Annotated in this window: 15 protein-coding genes; 9 read left to right on the top strand and 6 right to left on the bottom strand. The window is 68.3% G+C overall.

All coding sequences use genetic code 11. From position 1 onward, the window contains the following. Window positions 1-236 precede the first annotated feature (236 nt). From AC3A3G_RS14270 to mnmA, 5 genes are all read left to right on the top strand, one after another. The gene (locus AC3A3G_RS14270; protein ID WP_487488499.1) at window positions 237-1,625 is read left to right on the top strand and encodes a flagellar hook-length control protein FliK; all 1,389 of its coding nucleotides are present in this window, start codon (window positions 237-239) and stop codon (window positions 1,623-1,625) included. 3 nt (window positions 1,626-1,628) lie between these two features. Next, the gene (locus AC3A3G_RS14265) at window positions 1,629-2,369 is read left to right on the top strand and encodes a flagellar hook assembly protein FlgD (protein ID WP_487488498.1); all 741 of its coding nucleotides are present in this window, start codon (window positions 1,629-1,631) and stop codon (window positions 2,367-2,369) included. Between the two features lie 12 nt (window positions 2,370-2,381). Beyond that, window positions 2,382-3,815, top strand: coding sequence for a flagellar hook protein FlgE (gene flgE / locus AC3A3G_RS14260; protein WP_040345797.1), 1,434 nt, complete (start codon window positions 2,382-2,384; stop codon window positions 3,813-3,815). Between the two features lie 186 nt (window positions 3,816-4,001). After that, a complete protein-coding gene (gene sciP, locus AC3A3G_RS14255; protein WP_087139603.1) occupies window positions 4,002-4,286 on the top strand; it encodes a CtrA inhibitor SciP in 285 nt (94 codons plus the stop codon). Between the two features lie 110 nt (window positions 4,287-4,396). Next, window positions 4,397-5,629 (top strand): tRNA 2-thiouridine(34) synthase MnmA, encoded by a 1,233-nt coding sequence (gene mnmA / locus AC3A3G_RS14250; protein ID WP_374759225.1) that lies wholly within the window; start codon window positions 4,397-4,399, stop codon window positions 5,627-5,629. A gap of 91 nt (window positions 5,630-5,720) precedes the next feature. Here mnmA and AC3A3G_RS14245 read toward each other — a convergent pair whose 3' ends face one another. The 4 genes from AC3A3G_RS14245 to AC3A3G_RS14230 form a co-directional block, all read right to left on the bottom strand. Continuing rightward, window positions 5,721-6,101: a VOC family protein gene (locus AC3A3G_RS14245; RefSeq protein ID WP_234287710.1), complete on the bottom strand. Its 381-nt coding sequence runs from the start codon at window positions 6,099-6,101 to the stop codon at window positions 5,721-5,723. Window positions 6,102-6,171: 70 nt separating this feature from the next. After that, a complete protein-coding gene (locus AC3A3G_RS14240; RefSeq protein ID WP_487488497.1) occupies window positions 6,172-6,867 on the bottom strand; it encodes a helix-turn-helix transcriptional regulator in 696 nt (231 codons plus the stop codon). A gap of 58 nt (window positions 6,868-6,925) precedes the next feature. Further along, on the bottom strand, window positions 6,926-8,749 hold the full coding sequence (locus AC3A3G_RS14235; RefSeq protein ID WP_487488496.1) for a diguanylate cyclase: 1,824 nt from the start codon (window positions 8,747-8,749) through the stop codon (window positions 6,926-6,928). Window positions 8,750-8,801: 52 nt separating this feature from the next. Then, a complete protein-coding gene (locus tag AC3A3G_RS14230; protein ID WP_200167686.1) occupies window positions 8,802-9,296 on the bottom strand; it encodes a winged helix-turn-helix transcriptional regulator in 495 nt (164 codons plus the stop codon). A gap of 164 nt (window positions 9,297-9,460) precedes the next feature. On the opposite strand from AC3A3G_RS14230, the gene AC3A3G_RS14225 reads away from it, so the two are divergent. From AC3A3G_RS14225 to AC3A3G_RS14210, 4 genes are all read left to right on the top strand, one after another. Further along, a complete protein-coding gene (locus tag AC3A3G_RS14225) occupies window positions 9,461-10,297 on the top strand; it encodes an acyl-CoA thioesterase (RefSeq protein ID WP_487488495.1) in 837 nt (278 codons plus the stop codon). A gap of 72 nt (window positions 10,298-10,369) precedes the next feature. After that, a complete protein-coding gene (locus AC3A3G_RS14220) occupies window positions 10,370-11,560 on the top strand; it encodes a thiolase family protein (RefSeq protein WP_487488494.1) in 1,191 nt (396 codons plus the stop codon). A gap of 50 nt (window positions 11,561-11,610) precedes the next feature. Next, window positions 11,611-12,123 carry a serine protease inhibitor ecotin gene (gene eco / locus AC3A3G_RS14215; protein WP_487488493.1) on the top strand — a complete coding sequence of 171 codons (513 nt, stop codon included), beginning with the start codon at window positions 11,611-11,613 and terminating at the stop codon, window positions 12,121-12,123. Window positions 12,124-12,354: 231 nt separating this feature from the next. After that, window positions 12,355-12,690 carry a VOC family protein gene (locus tag AC3A3G_RS14210; protein WP_487488492.1) on the top strand — a complete coding sequence of 112 codons (336 nt, stop codon included), beginning with the start codon at window positions 12,355-12,357 and terminating at the stop codon, window positions 12,688-12,690. Window positions 12,691-12,694: 4 nt separating this feature from the next. On the opposite strand, the gene AC3A3G_RS14205 is transcribed toward AC3A3G_RS14210, so the two are convergent. Continuing rightward, window positions 12,695-13,447, bottom strand: a complete 753-nt coding sequence (locus AC3A3G_RS14205) for a hypothetical protein (RefSeq protein WP_487488491.1) — start codon at window positions 13,445-13,447, stop codon at window positions 12,695-12,697. A gap of 47 nt (window positions 13,448-13,494) precedes the next feature. Next, window positions 13,495-15,171 (bottom strand): sensor histidine kinase, encoded by a 1,677-nt coding sequence (locus AC3A3G_RS14200; RefSeq protein WP_487488490.1) that lies wholly within the window; start codon window positions 15,169-15,171, stop codon window positions 13,495-13,497. Between the last annotated feature and the right edge of the window lie 38 nt (window positions 15,172-15,209).

Here is a 15,209-nt window from a genome sequence, read left to right as displayed (position 1 = left end):
GCAAGCGACGGGCCAAGTCGAACGGCGCCGCCCGCGCCCGGCAAAAAGCGACAAGCGCGGCAAGAAGCGCCCGGCGTCACGTCGCTGAAACGGCGACCGAAAATCCATTAATATTGATAAATTTCAATATATTATACGAACTGTCTACACTTGGCCCAAGGCTTGCGGAGGCTCTGCCGAATGACCCAGGCGCAGCAGGCGCCGCTCCTCATCGACCGAAAGCGCCTGCCGCCCGCATGTCCGCCGTCAGCCTCATGTCTGTCCTGACGCCCGCCGCCCCCGGCGGCGCGAGCGCCGACGCCTCCGCCGAGGCGGCGACCGACAGCGCCGTCTTCGCGGACCTGATGCTGAAGGAAGAGGCGCAGGCCGCGCAGCCCGCCGCCCCGGTCGCCGAGACGCCCGAAACCGTCGCTCCAGACGAACCCGCCAAAGAGGACGACGTCGTCGTCGCGGCCCCGCCCGCCTGGTTCGCGCCGCCCCCGCCGGTGCAACAGGCCGCCGTTCCGCAAGCCCCTGCCGATCCGGCGGCGCCGACGACAGAAGCGAAGCCTGCCTTCACCGCCGCAACGACGCCCGCACCGCAAGCCGTTTTCGAGGCCGCCCCCGAGACTATAGAGGCGGCTCCCGCCGCCCCTGCCGTCGAGCCCGTAGCTGCGGCTGCGCCGACCATGGCCGCACCGACCTCAGCCGCGACGATGCTCTCCGCCGCTGCGCCTGCCGCCCTCAAAGCCGCGTTTCCCGCCGCCTTTGCAGAATCGGACGCGGCGCTTGAAACCACGCCTGCCGAGAGCGACGAGCCGTCGGACGCGCCGCCGTCGTCGCGTCCTGGACCGGCGTCTCTTTCTGCACACGACGCCGCCTTGCTGGGCGTGACCGGCTTTAGATCGGGCGCGGGCGAACGTCTGGCCTCAGCGCGAGAAGCGATACAGGCCGCCGCCGCGACGGGCGGCGCCGAAGCGACCGCCCATCGTCCCGCCCAAGCCGACACCTCCGTCGACGCTGCCGTGTCAGCGCCAGCCGCGCGCCCGACCGCCGCGCCCACGCTCGTCGAAGCGCCTGCCGCAGCGACCGTCGCCGCGCCCCCGGTCGACGGCGAAGCCCCGGCCGCGCCGCAACAAGGCGCCGTCGAAGCCCCCTCTCAGGCGCCCGGCGCTCAACGCGATCTGGGCCTGTCCCAGCTGTCGCGCGCCACGGTCGAGACCACGGCCCAGATCGCCGCCCAGATCGTCAAGAAGCTGGACGGCCGCTCGACCCGCTTCGACATGGCCCTGACGCCCGAAGGCCTGGGCAGGGTCGACGTCAGTCTGGAGATCGAGTCCGACGGCCAGGTCACGGCCCGCCTGGCCTTCGACAATCCGGCGGCGGCCGCCGACCTGCGCGCCCGCGCCGACGAACTGCGGCGTCAACTTCTGGACGCGGGGCTGCAGCTTTCGCGCGATGACCTGGAGTTCGCCGAGCGCGATCCTTCGTCCGGCTTCGGCGGCGGCGCGTTCGAGCGCCAGCCGGACCGCCGCGCCTTCTCCGGCGCCGCCCGCCTGGCCGCCGAGGCCGATTCCGTCGTTCCGCCGCCCAGCGCCTGGACATCCCTTTCCCTGACGCCTGACCGCGTCGATCTGAAGGTCTGATCGATGGTTGACGCCGTCTCTTCCAACAACGCCGCGGGCCGGGTGAACGCCGGGGGTCAGATGCTGGCCTCCAACTTCCAGACCTTCCTGTCGTTGCTGACCACGCAGTTGAAGAACCAGGATCCGCTGTCGCCGGTGGATTCCAACGAGTTCACCGCCCAGCTGACGCAGATGGCGGGCGTCGAGCAGCAATTGCTGACCAATGACCTCCTGACCGGCCTGCTGAAGGCGCAGCAGGGCGACGGCCTGACCGGCGCGGCGCAATATATCGGCAAGGACGCCACCGCTGTCTGGGCCGCGACCCGCTTCGAAGACGGCGAGGCCAACTGGAGCTATGAGCTGGCCGCCGACGCGACCGACGCCACGCTTCAGGTGCTGGACGCCTCGGGCAAGGTGGTCTGGAGCGGCCCGGCCCCCGACAAGACCAACGGCATGCACGACTTCAAGTGGGACGGAAAGACCACCGGAGGCGGCCAGGTCGACGACGGCGGCGTCTATACGCTGAAGGTCGTCGCCAAGGACGGCGCGGGCAAGGCCGTCGACAGCCAGGTGCTGATCCGCGGCCGCGTCACCGGCGTCGAGATGTACGACAACACGCCCTTCGTCATCATCGGCAACTCGATCATGCCGGTGTCCAGCCTGATCGCGCTGGAAGAACAGAAGGCCGTCGCCAAACCCGAGGACGACGCCGGCGCGGCCAGCGCCCTCGCCTCGAAACTCAACCCCTTCAATCTTCTCTCGTAAGGAACCCCAGACATGAGCATCAACGGCGCCATGATGGCCGGCGTGTCCGGTCTGACCGCCAACGCCGCGGCCCTTTCGACGATCTCGCAGAACATCGCCAACGTGAACACGGTCGGCTACAAGCGCGCGTCGACCGAGTTCGCGACCGTGGTCAACGCCCAGACGGCGGGCGTGAACTATTCCGCTGGCGGCGTTCAGGCCGCCGCCCGCCACTTCATCAGCCAGGCGGGCCAGCTTCAGCGCACGACCTCCGGCACCGACCTGGCCATCGCCGGCCAGGGCTTCTTCGTCGTCACCGAAAAGTCCGAGAACCTGACCCTGTCGGACGCGCGCCTGTTCACGCGCGCCGGGGCGTTCAAGATCGACGACCTGGGCTATCTGCAGAACACCTCGGGCCTGTATCTGCAGGGCTGGCCGGTCGACGCCGACGGCGTGGTCAACAGCGATCCGTCCGACATGAGCCGCCTGCGCACCATCAACGTCGGCTCCGTCGGCGGCGCGGCCGAGCCGACCACCCGCGTCGGCCTGAACGCCAACCTGAAGTCCAGCCAGCCGGTTAATGAGGCCGCCCAGACCCCGCCCCCGACCGGCGTCACGGCCTATGACCCGGCCACCCACTCCATGTCGATGTACGCCAACGACCCGGCGACGGGCGTGAAGCCGGACTTCGAGATCACCATTCCGGTGTCGGACTCCAAGGGCGGCCAACGCAACATCACCGTCTCCTTCCTGAAGAGCAGCGTCGCCAACGAATGGCACGCCGAAATCCGCGCCCCCGAAGGCACGGTAACCAACACGGACGGCTTGCTGAAGTCCGGCCGCATCGCCTTCACCCAGGACGGGCGTCTGGACGTGGCCAAGATGCAGGGCTGGACCGCGGGCACCGGCCTGTTCGACGACCCCACCAACGCCAGCCTGTCGCTGGGTTCGTCCGACGGGGCGACGCCGGGCGCCGACGGCGCCTGGGATCCGTCGCTGGGCATCGCGGCCCAGACCATCGCCTTCGACCTGAACGCCTCGGCGGGCGGCCTGACGCAGTACGACAGCACCTCCATCGTCCAGGCCACCTATACGAACGGCACGGCCTTCGGAAACCTGACCGAGGTGAAGATCGACGAGACCGGCTTCGTCACCGCCATCTTCGACAACGGCGTGATGCGCAAGATCGCCCAGGTCGCCCTGGCCACCTTCCCCAGCGCCGACAGCCTGACCGAAGTGTCGGGCAACGCCTTCCGCGTCAGCCAGAACTCCGGCACCTTCAACCTGAAGGCTCCCGGCACCGGCGGCGCGGGCCTGCTGGGCGCGCAGCAGCTGGAGGCCTCGACCGTCGACCTGTCGACCGAGTTCACCGGCCTGATCACCACCCAGCGCGCCTATTCGGCCTCGTCCAAGATCATCACCACCGCCGACGAGATGCTGGCGGAGCTGATCAACATCAAGCGCTGATCGGCCAACGGGAATCCATGAGCAAGGTCTCGTTAGACTCGATGAATCCTTCCTTTAGCCGGCGCAGAACGCGCCGGACCGGCCGGATGCGTTTTAGCCATTCCTTCACCACGACGCTTAAACGCCCCTTAGCGGGCGGGGCCCTAGCCTGTGCGTCTATGGTGGTGGTGAGAGAGGCTTAAGCCCATGCTGCAAGAGCGACGCCTTAACAGTAACGGCGAACAGTACGTGGTCGGCCCGACGGGCACGCCCCTGACCCTGCGGGATCTTCCCCCGTCGGACACGAACCGCTGGGTCATCCGCCGCAAGGCCGAGGTCGTGGCCGCCGTCCGCGGCGGTCTGATCAGCCTGGAGGACGCCCTGGCCAAATACCGTCTGACGGCCGAGGAGTTCCTGGCCTGGCAGAAGGCCATCGACAAATGGGGCATGCAGGGTTTGCGCACCACGCGCATCCAGAGCTATCGCGACTAGCCTTCCGGCTTGACGCATGATCATGGGCCGCTCCTGAATGGGGCGGTCTTTTTCATTGGGGCGCGCCTTGTTTCGGACCAGGCCTCGAAATCGCGCGCCTAAGGGCCTAAATGGCGGCGATGACCATGGACGCCCTGACCGACGACATCCTCTGCCCCGTTCCCGACATCGCCCCCATGTCGCAAGCCGACCTGGACGCCGCGATCGAGAGCGTGCGACTGGCCGTCGGCCTGCCGCAGGGCGCGCGCGTGGTCGCCGCCATGTCGGGCGGCGTGGACTCTACCGTCGTGGCCGCCCTGCTGCACAAGGCGGGCTATGACGTCGTGGGCGTGACGCTTCAGCTTTACGATCACGGCGAGGCGCTGAAGAAGAAGGGCGCCTGCTGCGCCGGTCAGGACATTCACGACGCCCGTTTGGCCGCCGATCTGATCGGCATCCCGCACTATGTCCTGGACTACGAAAGCCGCTTCAAGGACGCGGTGATCGACCAGTTCGCGGATTCATACCTGAAGGGCCAGACGCCGGTCCCCTGTATTCGCTGCAATCAGACGGTGAAGTTCCGCGACCTGCTGGACGTCGCCCGCGATCTGGGCGCCGAGGCGATGGCGACCGGCCACTACGTCCGCCGCGCCACCCACGGCAACCGCTCGCAGATGCGCAAGGCGGTCGATCACTCGCGCGACCAGTCCTACTTCCTGTTCGCCACGACGCAGGATCAGCTCGACTATCTGCGCTTTCCTCTCGCCGATCTGGAGAAGCCACAGGTGCGCGGCGTCGCCGCCTCCCTGGGCCTGAGGATCGCCGCCAAGCCGGACAGCCAGGACATCTGCTTCGTGCCGACCGGCGACTATCGCACCCTGATCGATCGCCTGCGGCCGCAGGGGCGCGAGGCCGGCGACATCGTCCACATGGACGGCCGGGTGCTGGGCCGCCACTCGGGCATCACCGACTACACCATCGGCCAGCGCCGAGGGCTGAACGTCGCCGTGGGCGAGCCCCTGTTCGTGACCAAACTGGACCCCGACAACCGCCGCGTCATCGTCGGCCCGCGCGAAGCCCTGCTGACCGCGCGTCTGACGCTGGAGGAAACCAACTGGCTGGGCGATCAGGCCACCATCGAGGAAGCCGCCCGCGACGGCGCCCCGGTCCTGGCCCGCGTCCGCTCGACGCGACAGCCCTCCTCCGCCCGTCTGGCTTTTATTGACGGCGCCGTGCAGGTCGTCTTCGATCAGGGCGAAGAAGGCGTCGCCCCCGGCCAGGCCTGCGTCCTCTACGACCCGGCCGACGACGAGCGCGTGATGGGCGGCGGCTTCATCCAGTCGACAGAGGCCGTGGCGGTCTAACCCCTATCGTCACCCTCGGGCTTGTCCCGAGGGCCCAGCGCGGCGACACGCTTTTCGCTGAATTCGCCAGCCGCACGGACAGCCGCTCAGGTCACGCACACGTCCGCCATGGGCCCTCGGGACAAGCCCGAGGGTGACGGTTCTGATGGGCCGCATAGACCCTCAGGCAGTTGCCGTCCGGGTCGCGCGCTACGAAACCGTGGCCGCAGTCCATGTCGCTGGGCGGCAGGACGATGCGCGCGCCCCGATCCCACCAGTCGATGTGCAGTTGGTCCACCACGGCGGGCGCCTCCATGCGCAGGTCCGCCTGCGCCCCGCCTCGCCCGCGCCATAGGCTAAGCGTCCGCCCCGGCGCCAGCAGGAAGACCGCATGGTCCGGCCCCGCCTCCACCGGCCGGCGGCCCAGCAATCCGGCATAGAAATGCGCGCTCGCGCCCGGATCGGCCACGTTCAGCAGAATGTCGTCGCTCATGGTCATGGCCCCTCCGCCTGTCTGAACAGAAGGAGAACCTAGCCGCCCATACCGCCAATTTCTGTCAGCATCATCGCGGCGGCCCCTGACGGTCGCAGGCCTCGTGCCATCGCTTCAGCAACACCGCCTTGCGCGTGGGATAGCGGGCGTCCAGCACCTCGACCTCGACGATGCGGTCGGTGCGGAAACTGCGGAAGTCGCCGCGCAGCTCGCACCATCCGATCAGCAGCCGCACCCGGTCGAAGAAGGCCAGGGCGAAGGGCCAGACCACTCGGTCCGACGCCGTCCCCGCCTCGTCGCGATAGTTCAGCCTCAACTTGCGCTCGATGCGGATCGCCTTGCGCAACTGGGCCGGATCGACCGCATCGGCGGGGATCGGCGCGCCCGGCCCGATGAACAGGGCCGAGGCCTCCATCTCGTCGCGCAGATCCGGCGGCAGCACCGCCGCGATCCGCGCCTGGGCGCTCAAGGCCGCATCACGCAATCGCGCATCCGCCCGCTCGGCCACCCAGCGCGAACCCAGGGCCAGGGCCTCGATCTCCTCCGGCGTGAACATCAGCGGCGGCAGCAGATAGCCGGGCTTCAGCACGTAGCCCACGCCCGGCTCGCCCTCGATCGTCGCCCCCTGCGCCTGCAGGCTGGCGATGTCGCGATAAAGGGTGCGCAGGGAAACGCCCGTCTCGGCCGCCAGCGCGCGTCCGCTGACCGGCCGACGATGCCGCCGCAGGGTGTTCAGCAGATCAAGCAGGCGTTCGGAACGGGACACGCCGCAAGCTTAGCAGACTTGCTGCCAGAAAGCGGCAGCATGGATTTCAGCCAGGCTCTCAGGCGGCGACGTGAAGGACCACCCGGTTACGGCCTTCCCGCTTGGCGCGGTACAGCGCCGCGTCCGCCGCCTGCACCAGGGCGTCGCCGTCACGGTCCATGCTCTTGGACCATTCGGCGGCGCCGAAGGACATGGTGCTGCTGCCCAGCGGCTGTTTGCCCAGTCGAAGGGCGATGCCGGCGATGGCCTGGCGAACCGTATCGACCCGTTGCGACAGGGCCTCGGCCGTGGTGCCCGGCGCGATGATGATGAACTCTTCGCCGCCGTAGCGGCAGACGATGTCGCCGTCGCGGAAGCGGTGGCCCAGCTCGGCGGCGACGGCTTGCAGCACCACGTCGCCAGCGTCGTGACCGAACTCATCGTTGAAGCGCTTGAAATGGTCCACGTCGCACATGACCACGCACAAGGGCGCGCCCGAACGCGCGGCGCGCGCCACCTCCAGCGCCAGCGCCTCCTCCATGTAGCGACGGTTGAACAGGCCGGTCAGCGGATCGCGGATCGTCTGCTCCTTCAGATTGCGCTGCAGCTTCTGATTGACCATGGCCAAGGCGATGTTCTCGGCCAGGACGTTGAGGCGGAACTGCGTCTCGGCCTCGACCAGCCCGTCCAGATGCAGGACGCCGATCACCTCGCCTGACGCCAGCAGCGGCTCGCAGTGATAGGGCGCCGCCATATGATCCACATGGCCGCAGACGACATCCGCGCCGGGTTCCGACACGAAATGGCTCTGGCCCCGACGCAGGGCCCAGCACTGGTCCGGCGCAAAGCCGTCCTGCTCGCTCTCGTGCCCGCCCCAGCCCGACAGCGGGACCAGAAGATTACGCGAGTTGTTGTAGGCGTAGAGCGCGCCCGGCAGGCCCGGCAGGACGCGCGGCACGAAGGCGTGGATGACCTGAGCCAGTTCGTCATCCGTCCGGGCCGCCTGCATCCGATGCGCCATCCCGCCCAGAAGTTCGATGACCTCGCCCCGTTCCCGCAGGATCTGAGTGCTGGCCAGCAACTCGTCGTGAACGCGCTTCAGTTCGCCCTCGCTGCGGCTCTGGTCGGTCGCCGCCGTCGCCAGACGGTCGGCCATGTCGTTATAGCCGCGCGCCAGGCGGTCGAACTCGCGCGAGCCCATGCGACCGTCGATCCTCTGGTTCAGATCGCCCGCGCCCAGACCCGTCATGGCGCGGGTGATGACGCGCACCGGCTGGCGAATGCCGCGAATGACCATGAAGGACACCGACAGGGAGAAGAAGGCGATCAACGGCCCGCCGATCAGGGCCAGACCTCGCACCCGCGCCAGCCGCTGCTCGGCCGCCTCGACGCGGCGCGCCTGCAACACCCGCTCCTCGTCCAGCAGCGCTCGCGCCGCCAGCACGAAGGCGCTCATGGAATCGAATCCACGTCCCTCGACGATGAAGGCTTCAGCCTGGGCGAAATCCCCGCTCCGCGCCAGGGTCAAAGGCTGACGCAACAGTTCGATACGGCCTGAAAGCTGCGCGCCCAGAGCCTGCACCCGCTCCTGTTGTGACGGGTTGTCCCGCGTCAGCTCCACCAATTCGCCGAACGCCCGCAAGGAGTCCGAAACCCGCGTGTCAAAGGACTGGGCATAGGCCGGATTCCGCGTCAGCACATAGGCGCGCTGGCCCGACTCCGCGTCGCGCAGACCGGCTACGGTCTCTTCCATCGCCTGGATGACCTTGGCGGAGTGCGTCACCCAGCGAAAGCTCTCGCGGGTCTGCCGCGAAGCGTCGGCCAGGGCGGCCACAAGAACCAGTAATGCGATCACCACCAGGGCGCTGACGGCGGCGATCCTGGACGTCAGGGACTGAAACATGCCCCACCGTTAACCTTCGACGGTTGACGGAGGTTGAATCGATCAGAGGGTTTTACGCCGCTTCGTCCTTGGCCGGCATGACCTCGCCGACGGTCGGGCGGTTCTCGGTGAAGACCACCTCCACCTCGCGCGGGCGAACCATCTCATTGCAGCAGCCGCAGGCGATGCGGGGCTTCAGATCGTGCCCGCAGGTCTTGTGACGCAGGACGATGCCCGACGGTTCGTCGCCATAAACATGCTTCTCGCCCCAGGCGTGCAGGGTGACGAGGACGCCGTACAGATCCTTGCCCTTGGCCGTCAGCACATATTCGTTGCGCGGCGGGCGCTGGGAATAGGGGCGCGGCTCCAGCACCCCATGATGCACCAAGGATTTCAGGCGTGCGGCCAGGACATTGCGCGCCACGCCCAGCCGCTCCTGCCATTGCTCGAAGCGGCTGACGCCGTTGAAGGCGTCGCGGATGACCAGCATGGTCCACGGATCGCCGATCACCTCGAGGGTGGCGGCGACCGAGCAGCTCTGGCGCGAATAGTCGGCGGTGCGTCCCATCAGCAGAAAGTGACCTCGCGTCAGGCTTTTGACAAGGGTTGCCAATCGCGACGGAGTCGGTCAGTTTCTATTTGCAACGGACATGGCCGCTCCCCGGCCGTTTCCATCCCTCGACTCGGAGGCGGCGCCGTCGCAGGTTCCGCCTCCGCTTTTCGATGAGAGCCATGACCGAACCCGACCTGATCCACGCCGCCTTCCGCCTGACGCCCGAAGATGACGGCGTCCTGGCCGCCCATCTTTCCGGCGAGTTCTCGAACGGCCCGATCAGCGCCCCGCCCGAGGCGGGCTTCCCCTTCGGCGGCCTGCTGGCGGCCCTGTGCGCCGGGGCCATGCGCCAGGGGCTGGGGATCGAGGCGCCGTTGCGCAGTCTGACGGTCCAGTATCTGGCCGCCGCCCGTTACGGCCAGTCCCTGCACTTCCGGCCCCGGATGCTGCGCGGCGGCCGCAACGTCGCCTATGCCGTGGTCGAGGGCGGCCAAGGCTCGAAGCTGACCCACCACGCCAGCGCCACCTACGGCGCGGACGGCGCGACGCCTTCGCCGCTCACGCCGCTGCTGGCGCCGCCGCCGTCGCTGGACAGCCTAAAGGACGCGCCGGGCATCAGCGGCCCGATGGCGCCGCGCTTCTCGCAGCACGTCGACTATCGCTTCGAGAACGGCCCCAACATTCTGGGCGGCAACGAGGGCAAGCCGGTCGTCGAGCGGGTGTGGATGCGGGTGAAGGACGGCGCGCCGCTGGACGAACTGCGGATGTGCTACCTGCTGGACGCCCTCTATCCGCCCGCCTGGACGGCCTTCAAGGCGCCGCCGATGATGACGACGGTGGACCTGCGCTGCGACTTCCTGGCTGATCCGACGCCGGACAGCGCGCCCGACGGCTGGGTCTTCTTCGAATACCGCCTGCTGGACCACGGCCTGGGCTGGTCGGTGGACGAGGCGATCGCCTGGGGCTCAGACGGCCGCCCCCTCGCCCTGGCGCGCCAGCGCCGCAAGCTGCTGTGAGGCGCCGCTTGCCAGCGGGCCTTCGCCTCCCCTAATCCCCCACGAAACGATTCACTTACGGAAACGCCTGTCATGACCGCCGCTGCTGATCCCGTCGTCATCTGCTCCTTCGCCCGCACCCCGATGGGCGGCTTCCAGGGCGCGCTGTCGCCGGTCAAGGCCACTGACCTGGGCGCAGCCGCCGTCAAGGCCGCCGTCGAGCGCGCGGGCGTCGCGCCGGAGAAGATCGAGCAGATCTTCATGGGCTGCGTCCTGCCCGCCGGTCTGGGCCAGGCGCCCGCGCGTCAGGCCGCCATCGGCGCAGGGCTGGGCAAACACGTCGAGGCGACGACGGTGAACAAGATGTGCGGCTCGGGCCTGCAGTCGGCCATGATGGCGCACGACGCCCTCTTGGCAGGCACGGCCGAGGTCATCGTCGCGGGCGGCATGGAGTCGATGACCGGCGCCCCCTATCTGATGAACAAGCACCGCGGCGGCGCCCGCATCGGCCACGACGTCATCGTCGACAGCATGATGATGGACGGTCTTGAGGACGCCTATTCCCCCGGCAAGGCCATGGGCGTCTTCGCCGAGGATGCGGCCGCCCAGTATCAGTTCACCCGCGAAGCGATGGACGAATACGCCATCGAGAGCCTGACCCGCGCCAAGAACGCCATCGCTTCGGGCGCCTTCAAGGCCGAGATCGTCCCGGTCGAGGTCGCCACCCGCAAGGGCCCGGTGACGGTCAGCGAAGACGAACAGCCCGGCAAGGCAGACGCCGCCAAGATCCCGACGCTGAAGCCCGCCTTCGTCAAGGACGGCGCCGTCACCGCCGCCAACTCCAGCTCCATCTCCGACGGCGCGGCCGCCATGGTCATGACGCGCGAAAGCACGGCCAAGGCTCTGGGCCTGCCCATCGTCGCCCGCGTGGTCAGCCACGCCGCCCACGCCCATGAGCCGGCCCTGTTCACCACCGCCCCGGTCCCGGCCATGCAGAAGGCCCTGAAGAAGGCCGGCTGGTCCGTCGAGGACGTGGACCTGTGGGAGGTCAACGAGGCCTTCGCCGTCGTCGCCATGATCGCTCAGCAGGAGCTGGGCATCGACCGCGCCAAGCTGAACGTCAACGGCGGCGCCACGGCGCTGGGCCACCCGATCGGCGCCTCGGGCGCGCGCATCCTGTCCACCCTGCTGGCGGCGCTTCAGGCGCGCGGGGGCAAGAGGGGCGTGGCCTCGCTGTGCATCGGCGGCGGCGAGGCGGTGGCCATGGCGGTGGAACTGGTCTGAGCCTGCGGCGTTTTCGGCGGCCAAGCTTACCGACTGTGGAGACCTCCCCCTTGAAACTCCCTACCCTCCTCGCCGCCGGCGTCGCCGCCTTGAGCCTGACCGCCTGCGCCACCGCTCAGGCTGAAGGCGTCATGACCCAGAACAACTCCGCGACCGCCCAGGCCGGGTCCGTCGACCTCAAGGCCTTCCCGGCCGCGACCGCGGGCCAGACGCGCCATGTCATCAACCTGCCGGCCCAGTCGGACGAGGACGCGCTGAAGGTCGAACTGATCCTCGGCAAGACCAAGACCGTCGACTGCAATCGCCAGTTCTTCGGCGGCAGCCTGGAGACCCGCACGGCCCAAGGCTGGGGCTACGACTACTATGTCCTGCCCGCGCTGGGCGCCGGGGCCAGCACCCTGATGGGTTGCCCGCCCGGTTCGGAGCGCGAAGCCTTCGTGACGACGCAGGAGCAGCCGCTGATCCGCTACAACTCGCGCCTGCCGGTGGTGGTCTACACGCCGTCGGACGTCGAGGTGCGCTATCGCGTGTGGCGCGCGGGCGAGACCCAGACGGCGCGCTGATCCGCGCCGTTCTTTGAAATCAGACGCGGGCGTCGGTCGGATTCGGTCGGCGCCCGTTCTGTATCAGACCCGCGTCGTCCGTCCGCATCCCGCTGCATCAGCGAGGCCAGTGAGGCGCATCCGGCGCTCAGGACGATCATAGGCCGACTCCTGCATCTGCGAACCATTTGCAGGTTTGCGTAGAGTCGGTCTTCGTGCAAGCGTCCGCCGCCATTTCTCTGGAGACTCGTCATGCGCGAAGACGGCAAGCTGGATTATCTTGAACTGCCCGCGACCGACCTGACGGCGCACAAGGCCTTCTACGCCCAGGCGTTCGGCTGGACCTTCCAGGACTACGGCCCGGCCTATGCGGCATTCAGCGAGGGCTTGGACGGCGGCTTCACGCCCGACGCCATGACGCCCAAGCCCCTGCCCATCCTCTACGCCCACGATCTGGAGGCCATGCAGGCCAAGGTCGAGGCGGCAGGCGGCGCGATCACCCACGCCATCTTCGCCTTCCCCGGCGGGCGGCGCTTCCACTTCCGCGACCCGTCCGGCAACGAACTGGCCGTCTGGTCCGAGACGTAAGGCCCTATTTGGGGTCCACGGTCTGGGCGATGCGCTCGGCCTCGTCACGGTCGGCGCCGTCCTGGGCCATCACCCAGACGTGGATCTCGGCGGGTTCAGTCGCGCGCTGGAACAGGTGCTCCATGGCGATGCGGCGCGCGCCCTCCGGTACGACGACCGAAATGCGCCCCCCCGCCATCACCTGCTCCCCATCATAAATGGGAAACTGCGACGACGGCCCGGTGTAAATCATCAGATAGGTCTTGCCCGCCTTGCGCGCCGAATAGACGTGGGCGCCGGGGGCCGTGCGGCCCTCGATCAACAGGAAGCCTGGCGGCAGGTCGACGCTGAACGGCAAGGCCGCCTGCTGCGCCCCGCTCAAGCCTTGCGGATTCGGCGCGGACGGCGGAGCGGGTAGAACCGCCTGAGGCCGAGGGGTTCCGAGCGGCGCCTGACCGGCGATCTTCGGCGGTTGCGGGCGCGGGGCGGGGGTTGGCTGAGAACGCGGCTGCGGCGCAGCCTGAGCCGCAGCCGGAGGCGTCGCACGACGTGCTGTCTGGGGCACAGCCTGGGGCGCTGCTTGAGCAGGCGTCCGAGCGGTCTGCGGCGTGGTTGGCGGCGGCGTCTGCGGCGCGGGCATCGCCCCGTTCAGCCTGCGCGTCAGTTCCTCGATGCGGGCGCGTTCGGCAGGATCCTGCTGGGCGGCGGCGGAGGTCGCGAACAGCGCGGCAGGCGCGACGATCAACGACAGGGCGGCGACGGCGAATGCGGCTTTCATGCCCGCGACATTGGCTGCGCCCGCCCCGCCTGGTCAAGCGAAGGCGTTCAGACTCCGGGCAATTCGACCCAGAAGTTCGCCCCCTGGCCGACCGCTGAGATCACCCCGATGTCTCCGCCCTGAAGCTCGACCAAACGCTTGGCCAGGGTCAAGCCGACGCCATGCCCTTCGAAGGTCGAGCGTTCCAGACCCAGACGGTTGAACGGCTCGAACAGTTGCGCCTGCTTTTCTTCGGACAGGCCCGCGCCCCTATCGATGACTTCAATGCGTATGCGATCCTCGATCCAGGCGGCGCGAAGGACGACCAGCCCGCCCGAAGCGCCGTACTTCATCGCGTTGTTGGCCAAATTGCCGATCACCTGGGTCAGTCGTTGGGAATCCGCCATCGCCACCAGGGCGTCGCCGTCGGCGACCACCTCGATCTTCAGACCCGCCGCTTCCGGCAACAGGATCATGGACCGACGCACGTCCTCCAACACCCCGCGCACGTCGGTCGGTCTCAGATCGACCTTCACCGCGCCGGCTTCGGCCCGGGCCACGTCCAGCAGATCATGCGTCAGCGCCTCGACCTGCCGCGCCGTCTTGACCAGCATCTGCGCCATCTCGACCTGGCTGTCCGTCGTCTGGCCCAAATGCCCCCCGGCCCAAAGTTCACCGATGCCGATGACCCCGCCGATCGGACTCTTGATCTCATGGGCCACATTGGCCAGCAGGCGCGACTTGGCGGCCGAGGCGCGCTCAGCGCGCAACCGGCCTTCCTTGGCCCTCAGCATCAACCGGTCTCGTTCTTCCAGCAAGGCGGCGACCATCAGGATCGGCATGTAACCCAGCAGTACGAGCAGCTGCGCCAGAAGAGCACGATCCTCGGCGCCGAACTGATGATAGGGGCCGTGCCCGGCCATGGTGCCGCCGATGGCGACCACCGACACGACCAGTAGCGCCCAGGCGGCGCCGATCACGCGAAACCGCACCGCCGCAATCACGATCAGCGGCAGCAGAAGAAAGCCGTAAGGCAGGCTCAGATGTGAGAAGATCGCATAACAGGCGCTGGCGAGCAGGACGCCCAGGCCGACGCCTTCGGCCAGTCGCGCCGGCTGCTTCAGAACTCTCAGATGGGCCTTGCGCAGGCTGAGACCGAACACCCCGATCACCGCGAAGCCCAGGGCGTGACCGCTCCACCAGATACGGAAGGCGTCCAGAAAGTCCTCCCCAAACATGCTGGACAGCGCCCCGGCGCTGATCAGAGCCGACGGCAGGGGCGCGATCGCGCATATGGTCAGGAAACGCGCCAACCCCTGCACGCTATCCACATGCAGCCCCGTAACCAGACGGCGCGTCAGCACCACCGCCAGAACGATCTCCAGCAGGTTGGTCAGGGTGAACAGAACCGAAAGCGACGGTCCGTTACCCGCCAGAATCTCCCCGGCGAAAACGCCCGCCACGACCAGAACGCCGAAACCGAGGTCATATTGCAGACCGCGGCCGCCGCGCAGCCAGGCGGCCATGGCCACGCCGCCTGCGCCCCACAGGGCGGCGACCAGACCATTGGCGCGGGCGAAGCTGACAGCAAGAACCACCAGCACGGCCACGCCCAGCGCCGTCAGGATCGGCGCCAGGGGCTGGCGAAAGAAATCCGCGTTCGGGGGAGCCAGGGTTTCAGCCGGCGCGGCTCCCTTGCCCGTCGCATCCAATGCGACTTCTCCTCTTTGGAGCGCGCGGCTCATGCTCATCAATCCGGCCCAGAACTAGAGTCTTAGGCCCT

Source organism: Brevundimonas sp. Soil_N_31 (assembly GCF_057655995.1).
Note: the sequence above shows the minus strand (reverse complement) of the source record. Positions and strands in the feature narration are given on the sequence as shown.